Annotated in this window: 17 protein-coding genes and 1 riboswitch; of the genes, 3 read left to right on the forward strand and 14 right to left on the reverse strand. The window is 64.3% G+C overall.

From position 1 onward, the window contains the following. Positions 1-71 precede the first annotated feature (71 nt). The 3 genes from DB032_RS09935 to DB032_RS09945 all read right to left on the reverse strand — a co-directional run bounded on the left by DB032_RS09935 (position 72) and on the right by DB032_RS09945 (position 1,550). On the reverse strand, positions 72-404 hold the full coding sequence (locus DB032_RS09935) for a multidrug efflux SMR transporter (RefSeq protein ID WP_081544619.1): 333 nt from the start codon (positions 402-404) through the stop codon (positions 72-74). Then, positions 405-857 (reverse strand): multidrug/biocide efflux PACE transporter, encoded by a 453-nt coding sequence (locus tag DB032_RS09940; RefSeq protein ID WP_107799342.1) that lies wholly within the window; start codon positions 855-857, stop codon positions 405-407. A gap of 243 nt (positions 858-1,100) precedes the next feature. Continuing rightward, positions 1,101-1,550 (reverse strand): multidrug/biocide efflux PACE transporter, encoded by a 450-nt coding sequence (locus DB032_RS09945; RefSeq protein WP_107799343.1) that lies wholly within the window; start codon positions 1,548-1,550, stop codon positions 1,101-1,103. Between the two features lie 136 nt (positions 1,551-1,686). On the opposite strand from DB032_RS09945, the gene DB032_RS09950 reads away from it, so the two are divergent. Beyond that, complete coding sequence (locus DB032_RS09950) at positions 1,687-2,547, forward strand: LysR family transcriptional regulator (RefSeq protein ID WP_107799344.1); 861 nt, start codon at positions 1,687-1,689, stop codon at positions 2,545-2,547. Between the two features lie 44 nt (positions 2,548-2,591). Here DB032_RS09950 and DB032_RS09955 read toward each other — a convergent pair whose 3' ends face one another. The 3 genes from DB032_RS09955 to speA form a co-directional block, all read right to left on the reverse strand. Further along, positions 2,592-3,026 carry a hypothetical protein gene (locus DB032_RS09955; RefSeq protein ID WP_107799345.1) on the reverse strand — a complete coding sequence of 145 codons (435 nt, stop codon included), beginning with the start codon at positions 3,024-3,026 and terminating at the stop codon, positions 2,592-2,594. A 219-nt stretch (positions 3,027-3,245) separates the two neighbouring features. Beyond that, a complete protein-coding gene (locus tag DB032_RS09960; protein WP_107799346.1) occupies positions 3,246-3,701 on the reverse strand; it encodes an RICIN domain-containing protein in 456 nt (151 codons plus the stop codon). Positions 3,702-3,964: 263 nt separating this feature from the next. Next, complete coding sequence (gene speA / locus DB032_RS09965; protein WP_107799347.1) at positions 3,965-5,845, reverse strand: arginine decarboxylase; 1,881 nt, start codon at positions 5,843-5,845, stop codon at positions 3,965-3,967. A 655-nt stretch (positions 5,846-6,500) separates the two neighbouring features. Here speA and astE point away from each other — a divergent pair. Continuing rightward, complete coding sequence (gene astE, locus DB032_RS09970; RefSeq protein WP_107799348.1) at positions 6,501-7,499, forward strand: succinylglutamate desuccinylase; 999 nt, start codon at positions 6,501-6,503, stop codon at positions 7,497-7,499. A 118-nt stretch (positions 7,500-7,617) separates the two neighbouring features. Here the strand turns inward: astE and bla are convergent, their stop codons facing one another. After that, complete coding sequence (gene bla, locus DB032_RS09975; RefSeq protein WP_107799349.1) at positions 7,618-8,505, reverse strand: class A beta-lactamase; 888 nt, start codon at positions 8,503-8,505, stop codon at positions 7,618-7,620. A 216-nt stretch (positions 8,506-8,721) separates the two neighbouring features. On the opposite strand from bla, the gene DB032_RS09980 reads away from it, so the two are divergent. Beyond that, a complete protein-coding gene (locus tag DB032_RS09980) occupies positions 8,722-9,045 on the forward strand; it encodes a DUF3761 domain-containing protein (protein WP_107799350.1) in 324 nt (107 codons plus the stop codon). A gap of 202 nt (positions 9,046-9,247) precedes the next feature. On the opposite strand, the gene DB032_RS09985 is transcribed toward DB032_RS09980, so the two are convergent. The 7 genes from DB032_RS09985 to DB032_RS10015 all read right to left on the reverse strand — a co-directional run bounded on the left by DB032_RS09985 (position 9,248) and on the right by DB032_RS10015 (position 18,113). Beyond that, the gene (locus DB032_RS09985; protein ID WP_107799351.1) at positions 9,248-10,228 is read right to left on the reverse strand and encodes a sodium:calcium antiporter; all 981 of its coding nucleotides are present in this window, start codon (positions 10,226-10,228) and stop codon (positions 9,248-9,250) included. Between the two features lie 56 nt (positions 10,229-10,284). Continuing rightward, positions 10,285-10,429: riboswitch (yybP-ykoY riboswitch) on the reverse strand. Between the two features lie 110 nt (positions 10,430-10,539). Next, positions 10,540-12,705 carry a penicillin acylase family protein gene (locus DB032_RS09990; protein ID WP_158274279.1) on the reverse strand — a complete coding sequence of 722 codons (2,166 nt, stop codon included), beginning with the start codon at positions 12,703-12,705 and terminating at the stop codon, positions 10,540-10,542. A gap of 402 nt (positions 12,706-13,107) precedes the next feature. After that, entirely contained in the window at positions 13,108-14,217 is a 1,110-nt protein-coding gene (locus DB032_RS09995) for an ABC transporter permease (RefSeq protein ID WP_107799353.1), read from the reverse strand. Next, positions 14,210-15,157, reverse strand: coding sequence for an ABC transporter ATP-binding protein (locus DB032_RS10000; protein WP_107799354.1), 948 nt, complete (start codon positions 15,155-15,157; stop codon positions 14,210-14,212). The genes DB032_RS09995 and DB032_RS10000 overlap by 8 nt, the downstream gene beginning before the upstream one ends. Positions 15,158-15,251: 94 nt before the next feature. Beyond that, positions 15,252-16,031 carry an amidohydrolase gene (locus DB032_RS10005; protein WP_107799355.1) on the reverse strand — a complete coding sequence of 260 codons (780 nt, stop codon included), beginning with the start codon at positions 16,029-16,031 and terminating at the stop codon, positions 15,252-15,254. Beyond that, positions 16,013-16,645: a hypothetical protein gene (locus tag DB032_RS10010; RefSeq protein ID WP_107799356.1), complete on the reverse strand. Its 633-nt coding sequence runs from the start codon at positions 16,643-16,645 to the stop codon at positions 16,013-16,015. The genes DB032_RS10005 and DB032_RS10010 overlap by 19 nt, the downstream gene beginning before the upstream one ends. Positions 16,646-16,856: 211 nt before the next feature. Then, positions 16,857-18,113 (reverse strand): thioester reductase domain-containing protein, encoded by a 1,257-nt coding sequence (locus tag DB032_RS10015; protein WP_107799357.1) that lies wholly within the window; start codon positions 18,111-18,113, stop codon positions 16,857-16,859. Between the last annotated feature and the right edge of the window lie 67 nt (positions 18,114-18,180).

Here is an 18,180-nt window from a genome sequence, read left to right on the forward strand (position 1 = left end):
CGGCCGGGATTCCCGGCCGGTTTTTGCGTTCCGCCCTCTTCCGCCGCGCGGGCCGAGAGCGGGACTTCGACTCAATGCGCCACGGACTTGGACATCAGATTCATCACCAAGACCCCGGCCACGATCAGGCCCATGCCTATCATCGCCGGCGCGTCCAGCTTCTGGCCGTACATGACCCAGCCGACGATGGAAACCAGCACGATGCCGACGCCGGACCACAGCGCGTAAGCCACCCCCACCGGGATCTGGCGCAGGGTCAGCGACAGCATGTAGAAGGCCAGCATATAGCCGGCGGCCGTCAGCAAGGATGGGCCGATCCGGGTAAAGCCGTCGGAGGCCTTCAGCGAGGAGGTGGCGATCACCTCGCTGACGATGGCGACGGCCAGGAACAACCAGGTTTTCATTCAAGACTCCAGTTCGGCGCAAGGCTTGCCGCCGCGCTCGCGCAGCTTGGCGCGCAGGGCGTCGTACAGCCAGTTGAATACATAAGTGTAAGGCAGGAAGAAGGCGAAGAAGCCCAAATCCAGCAAGAAAGCCTGCCAGTAGCTGACGTTCAGCCACCAGGCCGCCAAGGGCACCAGCATGAACACCAGGCCGCCCTCGAACATCAGCGCGTGCAAGCAGCGCACGCCCACCGTGCGGCTCCAGCCCATCGCCGCTTCCAGGCGGTCGAACAGCATATTGAACACCACGTTCCACAACATGGCCGCGGTGGACATCATGAAGGCCAGCGCGCCCATGTGCAGCAGGCTTTGTTCCATCACCAAGGAAGCCAAGGGCACCAGCAGGGCCATCGCGCACAGTTCGTACATCACGGCGTGGAAGCCTCGCTCCAGCCAGGATTTTTGTTTGTCCATACTATTTCACAATCATGACCGTTTAAAGAATCCGTTCACGATCCGCTGCGCCGCGGCGGGATTGTTGGACAGAGGCTTTGAAGACCGCTTCGAAACGCGCATGAAGCGCTCGCGCATTCCGCTGTCTCGGCCGCAAAGCCTTGTCTCGCCATGGTCCGCAAGATCGTGAACGTCAAGATAGTCGCTATTCTGATTGGTTTTTCGGATGGTTAAAAAATAATAACCATCGATAAAACCGATACATCAAGCCATGCCGGCGCGGGCGCGGCTCAGGCGGCGCAACAGGCTGGCGCGCAGTCCGTCGTACAGCCAGTTGAAAACAAAGGTATAGGGCAGGAAGAACAGGAAAAAGCCGATATCCAGCAAGAAGGCCTGCCAGTAACTGATCTCCAGCCACCAGGCCGCCAGCGGCACCAGCAGGATCACCAAGCCGCCCTCGAACAAGAGCGCGTGCGCCGCCCGCAACGCCGGGGTCCGCGTCCAGCCGCGCCGCCGTTCCACGCGTTCGAACAGCGCGTTGAAGACGATGTTCCACGACATCGCCGCCGTGGTCATCATCAGGGCCAGCGCGCCGATCTGCGCGGTGTCCTGATTCAATAGCCAGCTGGCCAAGAGCATCAACAACATCACGGCGCACAGTTCGTAAGCCACGGCGTAGAAGGCGCGCTCCAGCCAGGATTTCTTTACTTGCATCGATTCTCCTTGATCCGCCGCGGCGCTTGGAAGCGGTGTGCGACCTGCTGCGCCGCGGCTTGATTGGCAAGACAATGACGCGATTTTTATTGGTTTTTCGGATAGGATAAAGATGGGTTAAATCGGAGAAACCGATATGAGCATGTCGCTAGACGCGCTGGCGGCGTTTGCCAACGCCGCCGAACTGGGCTCGTTTTCCGCCGCGGCGCGGCGGCTGGGCAAGAGCCAGTCCACCATCAGCGAGGCCATCGCCAATCTGGAAATCGATCTGGCGGTGCAGTTGTTCGACCGCGGCAGCCGCCAGCCGGCGCTGACCCAGGCCGGCCGTCATCTGCTGGGCTACGCGCGGCAGATGCTGGCCATAGGCGATGAATTGAACCAGCAGGCGCAGTTGCTGACCGCCGGACTGGAGCCTCGGCTGACCCTGGTCTTGTCCGACACCTACCAGTCATCCCGCTTTCAGGAGGTGACGCGGCAGTTGGAACGGCACTTCGAGGCCTTGGAGCTGGAATGCCTGGTGGGCGAGCAGGACGACGTGCTGGACTTGATCCAGACCGGACGCGCGCACCTGGGCTGCATGGCGGCGCTGGAGCAGTACCCGGCCGATATCGGCCACGCCACGCTGGGCGAGGTCAGCGAAGTGGCTTTGTACGTGGCGCGCAGCCATCCGCTGGCGGCGCTGGAGCAGGTGGACCGGCAGGCGCTGAGCGGCCACCGGGAGTTGCGGCTGAACACTTACACCGAAAGCAAGCCGGACACGCTGAGCCGGCGCTGCTGGTTTGCGCCCAGCTATCTGATGCTGCTGGAAATGGCGATCCTGGGCGCCGGCTGGGCCGAGTTGCCGCGCTGGCTGGCGGATTCCTTCGGCGCCGGCCGACTGAGCGAACTGCATGCGCCGGGCTGGCCCAAGGCGCGCCACATCGATCTGGTGTGGTCGCGGCGGCGGCCGCTGGGCCTGGCCGCCGTCTGGGTGCGCGAGCAGTTGCTGCGCTCCTGACAAGGCCGCCGCGCGTGACGCCAGGCGCGGCGGACGCCGAGGACTCAGCCGCCGGGCGCGGTCATCGGCCGCAGAATCCACATCGGCGGCCGGCCGGGATGCAGCTTGCGCAGCCGCAAGGCCGGCGGGAAGATTTTTTCCATGCCGAAGCCGAAGGCCAGGGTGCGATCGGCCTGGCTGACGATGTTGCCGGGCTGGGAGAACACATCCCAGCGCTGGCTGGGCAGCGCGGGTTCCGGCAGCAGATCCAGTTGCAAGGGCGAGCCGTCGGCCACTTCATTGGCGGCGATCACCAATTGATTGCCGCTGGTGGCCAGCGCGAACAGCCCGCGGTCGAAGTCGATATTGAACAAGGCGGCGAAATTGTTCTGGAACGGCTGCAGGCTGAGCCGGGAGCCCTTGATCGAATCCTCGGCCACAATGGCGTAATCCGGGAAATAGGCCGAGGTGATGAAATACGAAGTGCTGCTGAAACCCATCGTTTGCTCCTTGCATGAACCCAAAAAGCGGCGGCGAGCCTTAGAACCTGTTTACGATCTGCTGCGCGTTGGCGAGACGGCGTTGAAAACCCCTTCGAAATGCTCATGTACCAACCGTACATTCCGCTTTCTCAGCCGTTTTCGCCTTGTTTCGCCCTTGCTCGCAAGACCTTGAACAGACTCTTTGCGCCCGCCGCCGCGATCTTTGCCCTTCGCTGATTAAGCGGTTTCCAGCACCAGTTCCGAGCGTTGCGCCGAGGTCAGCGGCTTGAGCGCCCATTGCTGAGCCGGCGAAGCGTTGAACTCGTACAGCCAGATCAGGCTGCCCACGCCGCCGCGGCTTTGGTTGTCTATCACCAGATTGTTGTTTTGACGGCTGGAGATATAGCCCGGACGGGAGAACAGGTCCCATTGCTGGCTGAGCGAGGACGGATTGTACGGACGCAGCACCAAGGGCTTGCCGCTGGACAGGTCGGAAATGTCGATCACCAGCTGGTTGCCGCTGGTGGCCAGCGCGAACACGCCGTTGGCGAAGTCGATGTTGAACAGCGACAGGAAGTTGCCTTGGATGGGCTGCAGGTACAGCTGGGAACCGCTCATCGAATCTTTGGCGGTAATGCCCAGCGCGGTGTTTTGGCTATAGGTGAGGAAGTAAGGAACGCTAGAGAAAGACATATGGCAACCCCCATGTTTATGCCAATCAATTATTGGCTTTCTCAAACTAGCAAGGTTTGCCCGTATTGCAAGCGCCGGCCCGAAACCGGCCGCGCCCGGCGTAAAATCCAGATAAAAATTCGATCAGAAACACGAACTTAGACGACGATAAGTGAAATTGCTTAAAGTCATCCGGCACAGAACGATCTGTTCGACAACAGACGCGGTGCCAACAAAAACAGCCGGGCGTTAGCCCGGCTGTTTTGATCCGTCCCAGCAGTCGATCAGACCGACAAATAAGACGATTGCTTCAGGCCGCGGCAGAACTCGGCGAAGAACAGGCTGCGCTCTTCGCTGCTGAGGTCGGCGGCGCGCGACTTGGCTTCATAGCGGTTGAGGATGTCTTCCGGCGACAGGTGCACGTAACGCAGCATGTCTTCTATGGTGTCGTGCTCTTCCACGCCGGAGAACTCCAGCTCGCCGCCGTCGCGCACATAGACGTTGACCGAGTCGGTGTCGCCGAACAGATTGTGCATATCGCCCAGGATTTCCTGGTAAGCGCCCACCAGGAAGACAGCGATCAGATACTCGTCGCCCTGCTTCACCTCGTGCACGGACAGGCTGGATTCTATGCTCTGCTGGTCCACGTACTGCTTGAGCTTGCCGTCGGAGTCGCAGGTCAGATCCTGCAGCACCGCGCGGCGGGTGGGCTGCTCGTTCAGACGGTGCAGCGGGGTGATCGGCAAAATCTGGTCGATGGCCCAGGTGTCCGGCAGGCTCTGGAACACCGAGAAATTGCAGAAGTACTTGTCGGCCAGTCGGTCGGTCAGTTCGTCGTACACCTGGCGCTGCGAACGCTGGCTGGCTTGCAGCTGGCTGTGCAGGCGGCGGCACAAGGCGGCGTGCACGTCCTCGGCCAGCGCCTTTTCCTTCAGCGACAGCCGGCCGGCGGCGTACAGATCGGTGACTTCCGACACGTAGTGACTGGCGCGGTAGTAGATTTCGGTGACCAGGTCGTCGTCGTTGAGCTGAACCAGTTCAAACAGCTTGCGCACCGGCTGCGACAAGGCGGCGATGTCGTCCACCTGCGGCACTTCGTCCGGCAGGCGCTCCACATCGGTCACGTTCATGATCAGCACGGCGTGGTGGGCGGTCATCGCGCGGCCGGATTCGGACAGGATGCGCGGATGCGGAATGCCGTTCTCGCCGCAGAACTCGGACAGCATGGACACGATCACATGCGCGTACTCGTCCATATCGTAGTTGATCGAGCTGTCGTTGCGCGAATGGGTGCCGTCGTAATCCACGCCCAGGCCGCCGCCCACGTCCACGTGGTCGATGGGCAGGCCCAGCGCGCGCAGTTCCGCGAAGTAGCGGATGGCCTCGCCGAAGCCGCTGCGGTAATCGCCGATGTGGGCGATCTGCGACCCCATGTGGAAGTGCATCAGACGCACGCAGTCGGCCAGGCCGGCGGCGGTGAGCTTGTCCGCGGCGGAGATCAGCTGGCCGGCGGACAGGCCGAACTTGCCCTTCTCGCCGCCGGTGTCCGCCCACTTGCTGGATGCCAGCGAGGACAGACGCACGCGCATGCCGATATTGGGACGGATGCCCAGCTTGCGGGATTCATCGATCACCAGCTCCACTTCAGATTCTTTCTCGATGACGATGAACACCTGGTGGCCCAGACGTTCGCCCATCAAGGCCAGGCGGATGTAGTCGCGGTCCTTGTAGCCGTTGCAGACGATGGTGCAGCCCTTGGGCGCCAGCGCCAGCACCGCCATCAGTTCCGGCTTGGAGCCGGCTTCCAGGCCGATGGACACGTCCGGCGTGGCGATGATGCTCTTCACCACCGCTTCTTGCTGGTTGACCTTGATCGGATAGATGGCGGTATAACGATTGCCGTAGCCTTGTTCGGCGATGGCCTTGTCGAAGGCCGCGCACAGACGCGTGACGCGGTCTTGCAGAATGTCGGGAAAACGCACCAGCAACGGCAGGTCCAGGCCCTTGCCGGACAGTTCGCCCACCAGACGATGCAGGTCGATTTCCTTGTTTTGGCGCACATTCGGACGCACGACGATATTGCCGTTGGCGCCCATGTCGAAGTACCCCGCTCCCCAATGCCGGATGCCGTACAACGCCCGGCTATCAGCCACAGACCAAGCCATGAGTTTTCCCCTCAAGAACTGACGGAAAGCCCTGAACCCCGCGCAATGATGGGTGGACAGGGATTTCCAAAGGACGCGCCCAGGCCGCCGCCGAAAAAGCGATGAGCCAGCCGCAGGAGCATCCTTATGATGGATAACCCCGCTCCTTAGTGCGCGGCTTTCGGGCTGAACAGCTTTTATGTGGGCCTGGGATGTCGGAGCGAAACAATTGAATTGTAGGTTTGCAAAGCTGCAAACGAGCGCGGATTGTAACAACATCACGCGGCTTGACAAGTAAAAAAATGTATAAAAATCCGCATGTCCAATTTAATCGACAAGCCCGCGCTGGGCGGCCCGGCAAGCCTTGCCGGGCAAGGCTTGAGCAAAAACAGCCCCCTATATTTTTCTCATGCCGGCAAGCGGCCGTTTCTCCGGCCGGGGACCTCGCGGTTCCGGCAATGGGCTTGTCCAAAATATTCAACAAGAGCGCGGCGCGGCTCCTTGCTCCGCCGCGCCAAAAAACCACAGCGCGGCCCGGCGCGCCAAGCCGCGCCGAACAAGGCTTTTAGCCCAAATACGGCATGTTTTTTCAAATCTGCGCCACGCGCCGCCACCTGCCGCGCCGGCTCTGGTTACAATGCCCCGGTCATCACTAGCCGCAAGCACGAGCCAGCCCATGCGCGAGCATCACCACGATTTTCTGTCCTGGACCATGAATCCCGCCTCCCCGGCCTCCGCCGAATGGCAGCTCCACTCCGGCGTGCGGGCGCGCTGGCTGGATTACGGCGTCGTTGAGCTGGAACCCCTCGCCGCCGCCGACGATTCCCTGCTGCTGTCCAGCGGCGTGCACGGCAATGAGACCGCGCCTATCGAGGTGCTCAACGCCATCCTGGCCGACATCGCCGGCGGCAGGCTGGCGCTGCGCTGCCGGCTGCTGGTGATCTTCGGCAATCTGGACGCGATGCGGCTGGGCAAGCGTTATCTGGATTACGATATGAACCGGCTGTTCAACGGCGCGCACGCGCGCCAGCCGGAAGCGCGCGAAGCGGCGCGCGCGGCGCGTTTGGAACAGGCGGCGGCGGACTTTTTCGCCTCCGCCCGCGGCCGGCGCTGGCATTACGATCTGCATACCGCGATCCGCGGCTCGGTGTTCGAGAAGTTCGCCATCTACCCCTATCTGCACGAACGCCCGCACAACCGCTCGCAACTGGCCTGGCTGAAGAGCTGCCAGGTGGAAACCGTGCTGCTGCACAGCCAGCCGGCCAATACCTTCAGCTACTTCACCAGCCGCCACTGCCAGGCGGACGCTTTCACGCTGGAGCTGGGCAAGGCGCGGCCGTTTGGCCAGAACGATCTGTCCCGCTTCGCCGGCATCGACCAGGCGCTGCGCCGGCTGCTGGCGGAGCCGGAGCAAGAACTGCCCAGCTACCGCGACGGCGACCTGCCGCTGTTCCAGGCCAAGTACGACATCGTCAAACACAGCGAAGCCTTCCGCCTGCACCTGGCCGACGACGTGGAAAACTTCACCGCGTTGCCGGACGGCTTCCTGATCGCCGAGGACGGCGAGCACCGCTATGTGGCCGTCGGCGGCGATGAGCGCATCCTGTTCCCCAATCCCACGGTCAAGCCCGGACTGCGCGCCGGCATCGTGGTGGCGCCGGCGCGGCTGCCTTAAACGCGATTCAAGGTTCCGCGCGGACGCCCAGCGCTCAAGGGAGCCGCGCGCGACAACGCCGCGGCCATGGCCGCGGCGTCGTTCATTCCGGCAGGACCTGCCCGCCCCGCGCGGCGTTTCAAGCGAACTCGGCGGCCGCCACCCTCGCCACCGCGGCGATCACCGCGTTGCGCTCGTCCATCATCGCCGTCGAGCCCCAGTAATAGACCGACAACAACAACGGCGACTTGCCCGGCCGCCAGGCCACGGCCACATTGTTGGCGGCGCCGTGGCCGCCGCTGCCGGTCTTGTCGCCCACCCGCCACTCCGCCGGCAAGCCGGCGCGGATGCGCAGATTGCCGGTGGTGTTGCCCAGCAGCCAGTCGTTCAGCAAACCGCGCTGCCGCTCCGGCAATAGCGGGGAAAACAGCAGCGCGCGCAAATTGGCCGTCATCGCCGCCGGCGTGGTGGTGTCGCGCGGATCGTCCGGCTCGGCGCGGTTCAGTTCCGGCTCGACGCGGTCAAGCCGGCTCAGGCCGTCGCCCAGCGAACGGGCGAAGCGGGTCACCTCCTGCGGCCCGCCCAACTGCTCCAGCAGCAGATTGGCGGCGGTGTTGTCGCCGAAGCGCATCGCCGCGTCGCACAAGTCTTTCACCGACATGCCCTGCTCCACGTATTGTTCGGCGATGGGCGAATAGTCGATCAATTGCTCGCGCCGGTAGCCGACATGGCGGTAGAGCAGATCCGGCTGCGTCGCGCTGCGTTGCAATAAGGCGCCCACCAGCAGCAGCGTGAACGTGCTGCACATCGGGAAGCGCTCATCCGCCCGGTAAGCCAGCGTCCGCCCGCTGTCCGCCTCTTGCGCGAACACGCCGATGCGGCCGCCGGCATTGCGTTCCAGCTCCGCCAATTGACGCGCGGCCGGGGCTTCGCCCGGCACCCGCAACGGCGGGCGCGCGCAACCCCAGATCAACGGCGTGGCGGCCAAGGCCGCCAGCAAGACGCGCCGCTGCGCAAAATCATCCATAGATCAATCCCCAGATTCGGTATGACGGCGCGGCCCGTCGCAACGGCCGGCCATCGCGGTTTAGTTCCCCCGATGCGCATTGCCGCCACCCGCCGCAATGACAATGAACTAAAGTGCGATACATATTCTTTTGCGCCTGAACCCCGAAAATAGATGCGTCAAAACATCACGAACAGGTTCAAGCACTTTTAATGACACATTAAACAATCGAATGACATGAAAAAGCCTGCACAGTTCCGTATCCCCGCTTTGCGGCGCATCGCCGGCCTGCTCGGCCTCAGCCTGGCCCTGCTGGCCACGCCGCTTGAAGCCAAAACGCCGCACACGCATCGGCACGCCAGCGCGCCGGCGCAAGAGCAGTTGCTGGAACACGGCAGCTACACCAACTCCGACGGCGTGGAGGTGCACAGCCCGGCCCATACCCGCTCCGGCAAAGCGCCGGCCGGCGCCAGCGCGCGCTGCCGCGACGGCAGCTACAGCTTCAGCCAGCACCGGCGCGGCACGTGTTCGCATCACGGCGGCGTGGCGGCCTGGCTCTGAGAGCCTGTTTACGATCTGCTGCGCGTCGTGGAGCGTTACACGGTGAGTACAGCTTCGAAATGCTCATGTACCACGCGTACATTCCGCTTTCTCAGCCATTTTCGCCTTGTCTCGCCTTAGCTCGCGAGATCGTAAACACGTTCTGAGAACCCGTTCATAGTCTGCTGCGCGTCGGCGATACGGCATTGAACGGGCTCTTGCCTCACACCAGACAGCCGGCAAACAGCAGGTACACCGCGCCCGCGCCCAAGAGCCAGCGGCCGTCCACGCTGCCGCGGCGGAACAACAGCCACAAGCCGGCGATCGCCGCCATCGTGGCCAGGCCGGACCACAGCAGGACGCCGTCGAACATCCACGGGGTGAAGAACAGGCCGAAGGCGCTGGGAATCGTCGCCTGTATCATCATCGCGCCGGAGATATTGGCCAAAGCCAGGCGCTCCTTGCCCTGGCGCAGCCAGATCAGCGCGTTCATGATTTCCGGCAATTCCGTGGCCACCGGGCTCAGCAGCAAGGCCACCAGATGCGGCGCCATGCCCCAATGTCCGGCCAGCGCTTCCAGCTGCGCGACGAAACCGTGCGCCGCCGCCGCGATCACCGCCAAGGCCAGCAGGGCCTGTGTCGCCGCCCAACCCAGGCCGCCGCCGGCGCGCAGCTTCAAGGCGTCCAGTTCTTCCTCTTCCGGCGCGGTGTCCGCGCTGCGGATCTCGCGCCAGACATAGGCGGCGTAAGCGGCCAGGAACAGCACGCCCAGCCAGGGCTTGATGGCGAAGGCCAGCAGGCCCAACGCCACCTTGAACGCGAAAATCAGCAAAAACGCCAACTGGTCGCCGGCCAGCCGGCGGTGATCGACGCGCAGCAGGTAGTCGCCGCGCCCCAGCCGGCTGCGGTTGCGCCACAGCGCGAAGCCCACCACCGCGTACGCCAGCGTAGCCAGCACCAGCGGCCCGCCCAGGGCGGCGCCGACGCCGATGTCCTTATGTTGCGGCGTGCCGCCGAAGGCCATCGCGGTCAAGGTGACGGCGCTTTCCGGCAAGGCGGTGCCGAAAGCGGCGAGCACGGTGCCGACGGCGCTGGCGCCCAGGTTCAGATGGCGTCCGCACCACTCGATGGCGTTGACGAAGTATTGACAGGAAAGATAGATCAGGACGGCGAGGCCGAGCAGAAACGACAGGGTCAACAGCATGGATAGTCTTGGGCCGGGCAAGCGGATGGACAATGGCGCAACGACGCGGCTTGCCCGGCGGCAAACGCATCGTGGCCAAAGGTCTCGCTTGGCGGCGCCGGCAATGCCGGCCGCTGACCGCGCCATGAGGAAAGCTCCTCAAGTTTGTTGACGCGGCCTCTTCGGCGGGGCCGAAGATGGCTACTCCCCAATGACAACGGCGCCATTGTGCCAGCCTGGGCGCAATGGCGCAAACCTAGGCGTCCGTCATGCGACGCCCACAGCGGATGGCGGCGAAGTGCCGCGACGTCGCCGCCGCGGCCGCCTCGGCGCTAGCGGCGGAACCACTCGCGCTTGGACAGCGCCGCCTCCACTTGCTCGCGATTGAGCAAGGCGTCGCGCATGGCGTTCCGCGCCGCCAGCTCCATCTGGTCGCCGTAGTAAGGCGATTGCGGCTGGCTGCTGTTGCCGTAGGTGTTGATCACCTTGGCGCGCAGCGGCCGGCCGAACTCCACCAGGGCGGTGAAGGTATCGCCGAAGATGGCGCGCTGGCGGCCGTCGCTGTCGCCGATATAACTGAAGGTGCGGAAGGCGCCCAGGCCCTCGGCTCCGCCGCTGGCCGGCTGGTCCAAGCGCGCCGCGCCGCCGGCGGGGCCGCGCCGCAGCCGGTAGACTTCGCCGAAGGCGATGTCCAGCGGCACGCCGGCCTGTTGCAGCCCCTGGACCGCCGCGCCCAGCTTGCTGAGCGCGAAGCCGGCGTCGCGCAGGCCGGCGGGCGTGTCGTAGGGCTGCGCCGGGTCCTCTTCCCGGCGGTAGCGCAAGGCCTCTTCGCCGCCGGAGGCCGCCACCCAGGCGGCGAACAGCACCGCGCCCTTGCTGGCGGCGTCGCTGCGCCGGTCCCATTGGGCCAGCACTTGCGCCGCGGCGATCAGGCCGGCGTCGCCGGAGGCGCGCGCATAGCCGATCAAATCGTCCAGCACCCGGTCCGCCAGCAGCAGCCGGGTGTCGTGCTTGGCGCTGAGCAGCGTATCCAGGGTGAAGGCCGAAGTCTGTTCGATCAGCTCGATGCCGCGCTGTTCGCGCAGCAGCGGCGACGCCCGCGGCGACAGATAGCCGGCGTAGGCGGCCGGGTCCAGCGCCGGCTTGCTCATATACCAGGGCACGCTATTGGAGTTCTGCACCCAGCCGCTGGACGGATTGGCCACCTGCGGCAATTCGTCCAGGCGCAGCGCCTGACGCCAGATCAGATCGCTGCGGCTGCCGTCCACCGGCTGCGCCCAGAAGGCGGCGTCGCCGCCGGCGCGGCGCGGGGTCAGACCGCCGAAAGCCGCCCAGATATTGCGTTGGGCGTCGGCGTAGATGATGTTGTGGTAGGGATTGCGCAGCCGCGCCACGACGCTGCGGAAGGCCTTGAAGTCGGGCGCTTGCGCCATGTCCCACCATTGCTCCAGCACGCCGGGGGTCTGCAGCTGGTCGACGCCGACGATGCGCAGCGCGTAGCTCTGGCCGTCCTTGTCGAACACCGGGCCCTGCTCGGCGCGGCGCAGCGTCAGCTGCTCGGCTTGCAGGCTGCCGTCCGGCTGACGGATATACAGGGTTTCGCGCTTGGTCTCAAAGTCGCGCGCCACGCCGTCCAGCAGGTATTGCCGGCCGCTGAGCTTGAGTTGGTACAGGTCGCAGCCGTCCTGGGTGTTGACGGTGTGCACCCAGCCCAGCCGCTGGTTGAAGCCGATGCGCATCACCGGCAGGCCCACCAGGGTGGCGCCGTAGATATCGTATTCCGGGCTCTTGAATTGGGCTTCGAACCAGGTGTGGCTGCCGCCCCACAGCAAATGCGGGTTGGCCAGCAGCATGGCGTTGCCGGAACGGCTCTTGGCCGGCCCCAGCGCCCAGCCGTTGGAGCCGCCGATCAGATTGATGGGGGTGGCCACCGCGTCCGGGTAGATCAGCGAGCAATTGGCCGCGCCAGTGGCGGTGGAGCCGCTCAGATAGCCGAAGAAGATGCGCAGGGTGTGGGCCAGCACGTCCTCGCTGCGCACCGGCAGCACCGCGCGCGCCGCCGGGCTCAGACCGCCGCTGGCGGCGGCCTGGTCGTTGACGCCGGCGACGAAGGCGTCCAGGTAGGTGCGCATGCGCGGGCTTTGCTGTTGCAGCCATTGTTTGGAACGCTCGGGGAAACCCATGGTACGCACCATGCGGTCCACTTCCGCCATATTGCTGGGGAAGGGCTCGCCGGCCTCGAACACCGCGCCGTAGTATTCCGCGCCGCGGCCGCGGCCCTGGGCGTACAGCCGCAGCAGCAGCTCCGGATGCGCCTGCATCTGGGCACGGCCAAAGGCGTAGGCCAGGCTGTCGGCGCGCGCGGCGTAGATGTGCGGCACGCCGCTGCGGTCCCACAGCACCTGGCTGCCGCGCGGCTTGCCGTCTTCGTCCAGTTCGCAGGCCGTCAGCAAGGACAGCATGGCGATGCCCAATAGGGCGAGGATCAAGCGTTTCACTACCCTTCCTCCTTTTTGACAACTTAACAATGAGCTGTCGGCCAGCATGCTCAACAGCGATGCCCGGTTCTTCACACTCTTGAAACGACGGAACTGGCCAGCAAGAAAGGAAGCACGTATCCAACGCGCCCAAAGTCCCTTCAAGTCTGCCGCCGGGTGGCAGGCCCGAGGTTTTAGCTAGGCAGAAACTTCGCTTCGCACGTTTTAAGCGGCTGCCTGTTCGAGCAGCGCGACGTTAGCGCGCCATCACTGAGCGAATCCTTGATTCGCTCAGTGATAGGGGAATTTGGCCGAGTGGTTCCCCTTCCTGCCTTATTCCCTCGCGACGCTACGCTTGCCTCGCTCGGTCAGCGCAGCCCCGGCAATCAAAACCATCATCCGCGCAGCGGATGCCTCATGCCCCTAATACCAGCGAAACACCCGCGCGCCGCTGACGAAGCCGGCAATGCCGATCAGCGTGAGCACCACCGCCGAACGCGCGATTTCCAGCACTCCGGCCCCCTCGACGAAGATCATGCGCATGCCGTCCGCCAGGATGGTCAGCGGCAACACCTCGATCACCGCCACCATCCACTCCGGGAAGTGCTTGTAGCTGAAAAAGATGCCGGAAAAGATCACCAGGAACAGAATGGTCATTTCCAGCAGGCCGTTGGCGGTCTGCGCCTTGGTGGCGCGCGAGGCGGCCAGGATGGCGATGCCGGCGAAGCAGACGTTGCCGGCCAGCAGCAGCACGATGAAGGGCAGCGCCCCGCCCTGGGCGTGCACGTCGAAATAACTGCTGGCGAACAGATACAGCACCAGGGTTTCCAGCAGGCTGAACACCAGGCAGGCCAGCACGTGGGCCAGCAGGAAATCAGTCTTGCGCATCGGGGTGATGCGCATCTGCCGGGTAACGCGGGTGGCGCGTTTTTCGATCAGCGACCAGCCGACGGCGATCAGGCAGGTTTCCATCACCGCCATCGCCACCAGGCCGGGCACCAGGAAGTCGATGTAGCGCAGGCCGGGGCTGTCCAGCACCGACATATTCTTGTCCACCGCCTGGCTCAGCGCGTCCGGGTCGTCGCCGAGGAAGAAGTAAGTCAGCAGCGCCTCGTTGTTCTGCGGGTCCAGATAGTAGATGCGCTTGCCGCTGTCGGCGCTGGGCTCCATGAACACCTGCACGTCGCCGCGCTTGAGGCCGCGCAACACCGATTCGCGGTCCGGGTAGTACTGGAAGCGGTATTTCATCCGTATCAGGTGGTCGCGCTTGATCTCGTCCGCGTTGATGACGCTGGACAGCGGCTGGTTGCGGGCCTCCACCTTGCTGATCCAGGCCTTGACCGCGGCCTGCTCCTGCAAGCTGGGCGGCAGCACCACGCCTATGGTGCGCTCCTTGATTTCGCCGCCGGAGAAGGACACGCCCAGCAGCCACACCAGCAGCAGCGGGAAGCCGAAGGACCAGAACAGGATTTGCGGTTCGCGCAGGTATTGGCGGAATTGAGTGACGATCAGATTGAGCAAGGCGTTATTCATGGAAACCTCGGCCGGCCAGTGACAGGAATAAATCGTCCAGCGTTTTTTTGCGCACGATGATTTCGTCGATGTCGATTTGTTGTTCGCGGATGAACTCGGACAGACGGAACAGGAAGGCCGAGCCGTTGCGTACCAGCAGCCTCGCCTTGGCGGACGCCTGGTCGTAGCTGTAGCTGATGATGTTGTCCTTGTGCTTGGGCTCGGCGCCGCCGGCGCCGCTCTTGACCCGGTATTCGACCACTTCGCCCGGCTCGTGCGCGGCCAGCAGTTCGTCCAGCGTGCCCTGGGTCAGGATGCGGCCCTGGTGCATGATGCAGATGCGGTCGCACAAGTATTCGGCTTCTTCCATGTAGTGGGTGGTCAGCAACATGGTGGAGCCCAGCTCCTTATTGAGCTTGCGCAGGATGTCCCAGGTGCCGCGCCGCACCTGCGGGTCCAGGCCGGTGGTGGGCTCGTCCAGGATCAGGATTTCCGGCTGGTTGAGGATGGAAATGGCCAGGGCCAGCCGCTGGCGCTGACCGCCGGACAGCCCTTCCACCATCACCTTGCGCTTGGGGGTCAGTTCCACCAGCTCCAATACCTCGTCGGCGCGGCTGCGCGGCCGGCGGTAGAAACTGGCGAACAGGTTGACGGTTTCGTCCACCCGCAGCTTGTTGATGAACAGCGATTCCTGCAGCACCCCGGCCAGGCGGTGGCGCAGATAGCTTTCGTCCTTCTGCCAGCTGCGCCCCAGGATGCGGATGGAGCCGGCCTCCGGCTGTTTCAGTCCCTCCAGCATTTCCACCAGCGTGGTCTTGCCGGCGCCGTTGGGCCCCAGCAGGGCGACGAATTCGCCGCGATAGATGTCCAGCGACACGTCGTTGACCGCGGTGTAGTCGTTGAAGCGCTTGGTCACCGACTGGAATTCGATGACTTTTTCTCTTGTTGTGGCTTGGTGCATTTCACTTTCCATAGAAGCCGAAGGAGAACCGAAGCAGCGGAAAACCCTGCGCAGCCGCAGGGCTTATCCGCCTCTTTTCATTGCCGCCGCGCGGTCAAACGAGTTGATAACGGTCCGCATCCTTCAGGAAAGGGAACTGGGCGCGCACATCGTCCAGCTGCGCGCGCGACAGCCTGGCCTGATACACGCTTTCCAGTTGGCGGCCGTGGTACAGGGTGTCGCCCAGCGGATCGATCAGCATGGAGTCGCCGCTGTAGCGGATGTCGTTGCCGTCCACGCCCACCCGGTTGACGCCGATGACGAAGGCCTGGTTTTCGATCGCCCGCGCAGGCAGCAGCGTTTGCCAGTGCTTGGCGCGGCGCTCCGGCCAGCTGGCGATGTAGAGCGCCAGGTCGTACTGGCTGTTGTTGTTGCGCGACCAGACCGGGAAGCGCAGGTCGTAGCAGACGAAGGCGGCCACCGACCAGCCGTCCACCTTGACGATCAGCGGCGCGTCGCCGGCGGTGTAGTGCTCGTGCTCGCCGGCGAAGCTGAACAGATGCTTCTTGTCGTAGCTGAACAGGCTGCCATCGGCCTTGGCCCACAGCAGGCGGTTGTAGTAGCGGCCCTGCTCTTCTATGGCCACGCTGCCCACCAGGTCGGCGCGCTTGGCGCGCGCGGTGTCGCGCAGCCATTGCACCGCCTTGCCGTCCATGGTTTCGGCGATCTTCTCCGGCCGCATGCTGAAGCCGGTGGTGAACATTTCCGGCAGCACGATCAACCGGCTGTCGTTCACCGTGCTCAGGTGGCGCTCCATCCGCTGCAGGTTCTGGTCCACCGATTCCCAGGCGATGTCGCTTTGCACCAGGGTGACGGCTAAGTCTTGATTTGGCATGGTTTGCTTTCCCAATGGGTCAATATCACTTCGTTGTGGTCGCCGCGCTCGCGGCTGCTCTGGCGCACCAGCACTTCGCCGCCGTCGTCGGACAGATACCAGCCGGTGCCGCTGATCTTGCGCCGCTTTGATTGATAGGCCACCACCCTCGCCTGCCGCGGCTGGCCCAGCAGGTCCAGGGTTTCGTCCGGCAGCCGCTGGTAGCGGACCTCGTCGATATCGAAGTGCTCCAGATCCAGCACCCGCAAGGTGGCCTCGGCCTGGCCGCCGACGAGAAAGCGCTCGGCGGCGTCTTCGCTGCTGGCGTCGAAATCCCCCAGCTTGAAGCGGCGCACCTCCAGCTGGCCGTCGTGCAGACGCAGGGTCAGCACGCCCTGACGCAGCCGGCCCTTGATCACGGTCTTGTCGCCGTCCTCGTCGGAGACGCCAGCGTAGCGGCACAGGCCGTCCGCGCCGAAATCCATGCTCTCGTCCGATTGCAGCGAGTAGTCGAACCACAGCCCGCTGCAGCGCAGGTCCATCCGGTTGCTGACCTGCAGCACCGGCATGTCGTCCAGCCAGCCGCGGCGGCGTTCGGTCCGCAGCCGGCCTATTGGTTCGCCGTTGCTCAGCACCTGATAGTCCAGCAGCAGTTCCGCGACCGGTGGGGACCTCGAAAAACCTGCTGCGCCGTCCGATAGCTGCGTTGCTCCGTGCTCGCTCCCTCGCTGTACTCCTTGTACTATCTCGGTCGCTGCGCGCGGTGCGTCTTGCTCTCGAACCGCTCGCGACGGTTTTTCGAGCGCCCCCGGCGCTTCGATCAGCGCTTCCTCGTCGGCCAGCATCTCAGCGCACCGCCGCCGCGTCGCTCAGGTCGGCGTCGTACAAGCTCTCCATATAGCCGCCGGCCATGCTGGTGTGACGCTTGATTTCCGCCAGCGGGGTCTGCTCCGCCGGCGCGTTCAGGAAGCCCACCTTGCAGGCGTAGTCCAGATAGCGGCCAAACAAGGCCTGGTCCGAGTCCGGGCAGCGGATGTCGGTGTTGGCCAGCAGCTCCTGGATCTCGCTGGTGTCGTACTTGGCGTGCTCCTTGCAATCGCTGCCGTCGTAGAAGATGGCCATCAGATCGGTGAAGGTGGAGCGGTAGCCGGTGCCGCCGCGGTGCATGCGGCCTTCCTGCAGCGCTTCGAAGTAGTCCTTGGACGATACGTCGCGCAGGGTGTAGCCGTAGCCGCGCAGGCGGGCGACGATGCCGTCGTAGTTGATCGGACGCGGGTTGGTCAGGTTGTAGGTGCGACGATTGCTGGACTGCAGATTCATCGCCGCGAACAGCGTGGCCTGGGCCACGTAGTCCACCGGGGAGATGTCGAAGGCTTCGTCCGAAGCGAAGGTCAGACCGGTTTCCACCAGCGATTTGAGCATTTCGTAGTAGATGCCCTTGACCTTGGTCTGCTTCAGCGGGTAGCAGCCGGTCCGGCTGTCGCCCCAGATATTGCCCGGGCGCACGATGACCCAATCCAGGCCGCGCTCGCCGGCCTCGTGCACCATGCGCTCGGCGGTGAATTTGGAGCGTTCGTAGTCCATGTTGACGAAGCCCTGGCCCACGTCCAGATCGGTTTCGCGCAGCACGAAGTCCGGCTGGTACAGCTTGTCGCCCACCATGCTGAAGCTGGAGGTGAACACCAGCGGGGCCTTGCCGGCCAGGCACAGTTCGATCAGGTTGGCGGTGCCGCCCACATTGACCGGGGCGATCTTGTTGTAGGAGGCCACCAGGCTGACGTTGGCGGCGCAATGCAGCACCAGGTCCGCCAGATGAGCCAGGTCGCGGTAGGCGCTGGCGTCCAGGCCCAGCATGGGCTGGCTGATGTCGCCCAGCACCGGGATGATGCGCCAGGCTTCGGTGGCCAGTTTGCGGCCTTCGTCGTAGCAATACAGCACGTCTTCGATGCGGGCGCGCGCGGCGTCCTTGTTCTCGGCCCGCACCACGCAATACACGTTGGCGTCGGTGGTGGCCAGTATTTCCTGCAGCAAACGGCCGCCCAGCACGCCGGTGGGGCCGGTCAGCACGATGTTCTTGACGCTGGTCTTGGCTCGGTAATCCATGACTTCACCTCTGAATTTGGTTTGGTTCCAGTCGGGGGCCGGCGCGGCCGGCCCCCTGTCACGCTAT

It is taken from the genome of Chromobacterium sp. Panama, assembly GCF_003052555.1.
Lineage (GTDB): Bacteria > Pseudomonadota > Gammaproteobacteria > Burkholderiales > Chromobacteriaceae > Chromobacterium.

Excerpts from the sequence above, each read along its gene's own strand:
- DB032_RS09935 (WP_081544619.1), bottom strand. The coding sequence starts at position 404 with ATGAAAACCTGGTTGTTCCTGGCCGTCGCCATCGTCAGCGAGGTGATC.
- DB032_RS09940 (WP_107799342.1), bottom strand. The coding sequence starts at position 857 with ATGGACAAACAAAAATCCTGGCTGGAGCGAGGCTTCCACGCCGTGATG.
- DB032_RS09945 (WP_107799343.1), bottom strand. The coding sequence starts at position 1,550 with ATGCAAGTAAAGAAATCCTGGCTGGAGCGCGCCTTCTACGCCGTGGCT.
- DB032_RS09950 (WP_107799344.1), top strand. The coding sequence starts at position 1,687 with ATGAGCATGTCGCTAGACGCGCTGGCGGCGTTTGCCAACGCCGCCGAA.
- DB032_RS09955 (WP_107799345.1), bottom strand. The coding sequence starts at position 3,026 with ATGGGTTTCAGCAGCACTTCGTATTTCATCACCTCGGCCTATTTCCCG.
- DB032_RS09960 (WP_107799346.1), bottom strand. The coding sequence starts at position 3,701 with ATGTCTTTCTCTAGCGTTCCTTACTTCCTCACCTATAGCCAAAACACC.
- speA (WP_107799347.1), bottom strand. The coding sequence starts at position 5,845 with ATGGCTTGGTCTGTGGCTGATAGCCGGGCGTTGTACGGCATCCGGCAT.
- astE (WP_107799348.1), top strand. The coding sequence starts at position 6,501 with ATGCGCGAGCATCACCACGATTTTCTGTCCTGGACCATGAATCCCGCC.
- bla (WP_107799349.1), bottom strand. The coding sequence starts at position 8,505 with ATGGATGATTTTGCGCAGCGGCGCGTCTTGCTGGCGGCCTTGGCCGCC.
- DB032_RS09980 (WP_107799350.1), top strand. The coding sequence starts at position 8,722 with ATGAAAAAGCCTGCACAGTTCCGTATCCCCGCTTTGCGGCGCATCGCC.
- DB032_RS09985 (WP_107799351.1), bottom strand. The coding sequence starts at position 10,228 with ATGCTGTTGACCCTGTCGTTTCTGCTCGGCCTCGCCGTCCTGATCTAT.
- DB032_RS09995 (WP_107799353.1), bottom strand. The coding sequence starts at position 14,217 with ATGAATAACGCCTTGCTCAATCTGATCGTCACTCAATTCCGCCAATAC.
- DB032_RS10000 (WP_107799354.1), bottom strand. The coding sequence starts at position 15,157 with ATGCACCAAGCCACAACAAGAGAAAAAGTCATCGAATTCCAGTCGGTG.
- DB032_RS10005 (WP_107799355.1), bottom strand. The coding sequence starts at position 16,031 with ATGCCAAATCAAGACTTAGCCGTCACCCTGGTGCAAAGCGACATCGCC.
- DB032_RS10015 (WP_107799357.1), bottom strand. The coding sequence starts at position 18,113 with ATGGATTACCGAGCCAAGACCAGCGTCAAGAACATCGTGCTGACCGGC.